This window comes from Pseudomonas asturiensis (assembly GCF_900143095.1).
In the GTDB taxonomy this organism is placed as follows: domain Bacteria; phylum Pseudomonadota; class Gammaproteobacteria; order Pseudomonadales; family Pseudomonadaceae; genus Aquipseudomonas; species Aquipseudomonas asturiensis.
Map to the genome: position 1 here is coordinate 1 of NZ_FRDA01000039.1, position 1,662 is coordinate 1,662.

Annotated in this window: 1 protein-coding gene and 1 pseudogene; both read left to right on the forward strand. The window is 43.9% G+C overall.

Features of this window, described 5'->3' with window-relative positions:
- Nucleotides 1–627, forward strand: a pseudogene (locus BUB69_RS28100) (hypothetical protein); the annotation flags it as partial.
- Nucleotides 624–1,196, forward strand: coding sequence for a hypothetical protein (locus BUB69_RS28105; RefSeq protein ID WP_342744081.1), 573 nt, complete (start codon nt 624–626; stop codon nt 1,194–1,196). The pseudogene BUB69_RS28100 and the gene BUB69_RS28105, both read left to right, overlap by 4 nt.
- Nucleotides 1,197–1,662 lie beyond the last annotated feature (466 nt).

Genomic DNA, 1,662 nt, shown 5'->3' on the forward strand with positions numbered 1-1,662 from the left:
AGAACCGGAAACGTAGAGGTTGCCGGGCCTGACGGCACGCTCTACCTCCAGACTGCAGACGGTGGACTCACACCCAAGGCCGGGGGTAATCTGGCCCAGTTGGTTAAGGCTGAGCGTGAGATTGCTGAGGCGAAAAGAGTAGCAGGAGTTGCTGACGAGATACCTGCAACTTCAGCTATCGCCCGAGATGGACTGCGAGAAGACTTAGCCAGACAGGCGGGAATACCGCGTAACCTTGTGGATCAGCCCTCTAGTATTTGGGGGAAATCGATAGACGACATTAGGCAGTCGTTCACGATGGATGGTGCTACGGTTACATCTGTACCCGCAAAAGCCAGCTCATCCGGCAATGCTCAAGTATTTAAAGTTGAAGGCAGTGCTACAGGCATCAAAGAGTTTCAGTATAGTCCGTCGACTGTTGATAACCTCAATCAGTCATCTCATATTGGTGAGTACTACAAAATCACCTATGAAGATGGAAGTAAAATTAAGGTTGTTGAACCTTCGACCTACAGACCGACGTTTCTTGGGCGAGATCCTATTTATGATGCAAATACAATTTACTTGAATCCTCAGGGTCAAACAGTAGTATTTAATCCCTCCAATAATACATGGGTGCCAAAATGACCCTATCTAAAGAATTTTCAATATCGTGGATGGCAGCAATTTTGCCATCTGTGTCACTTGCTGGAATACCATTGTATGTTGATGCGGACGTATTGAAATGTGTGCTATCAGGTTACTTAGTTGATGAAAAAAACTCGCTATACCAATTCAATGACTCGCCAGAGCTTCGTTTGAAATTTCATGGCTTGGACGAAAACGGAAACGGTGGCTATTCGTTCGTTCTCTCGGATGCGAGTGTTATCAATGCTTTAAAGAAATTCACCCCCGCTTTATCAATCATGATTAAAGGTGGAAGGGTACATGCTATTAAAGTTTATGACTTTAGCTTTCCTGGTGAGCTGGCTCAAAATTTTATCTATAAAGGTGTTTTGCCGAATGGTACTGGATTAGGTAGCTTAGTTTCGGACCTATTGCCATTTACATCTTTAGTGTTTGACAGCGCTGAGGAGTGGCTCTATACCGATCAAAACTATGGTGGGCTTGAAGTTACCGGCTGGGGGGTTCCTTTAGAAGATCATCCTGACCAAGTTATTACTGCTTTATGTGTGATATCCGGAGCGATTTCTTAATTATAAATAAGCGATATATCAACAATACTATGATACCCAAGGAAAACGTCTGAAATATGAGGGCGGTGAGTGGAAGGGCTGGAGGTAATATGAGAAATTTATTTCCTGATTTGTACTCTGATCTTGTTCCAGGTAGATCAGCAGCAGGGTTCTCTTTAGGTGAATCGTTTTCCAACGTTAGCGAAAAAGTTGGGGGGGGGTTGAGTGGTACGGCCCGGAAGTAGCTGTTCGAGATATTCTCCTTAATAGCAAGTCTTGCGTCGGAATTAAGAGAAGGATCGGTTTTGGCAATGAGCTTTTATTGTCATATCGATTTATGAATCAGGCGGTCTCACTGTACTTCGAAAACAGCGAGAGACTTTATCGAATCACAGTAGGTGAAGGGTATCATGGCAAATTTAGTGGCGTCAGCGTAGGCGATGATCTTCGAAGTTTAGAAAGGGGTTTTGATATTTTGTTCAATGAT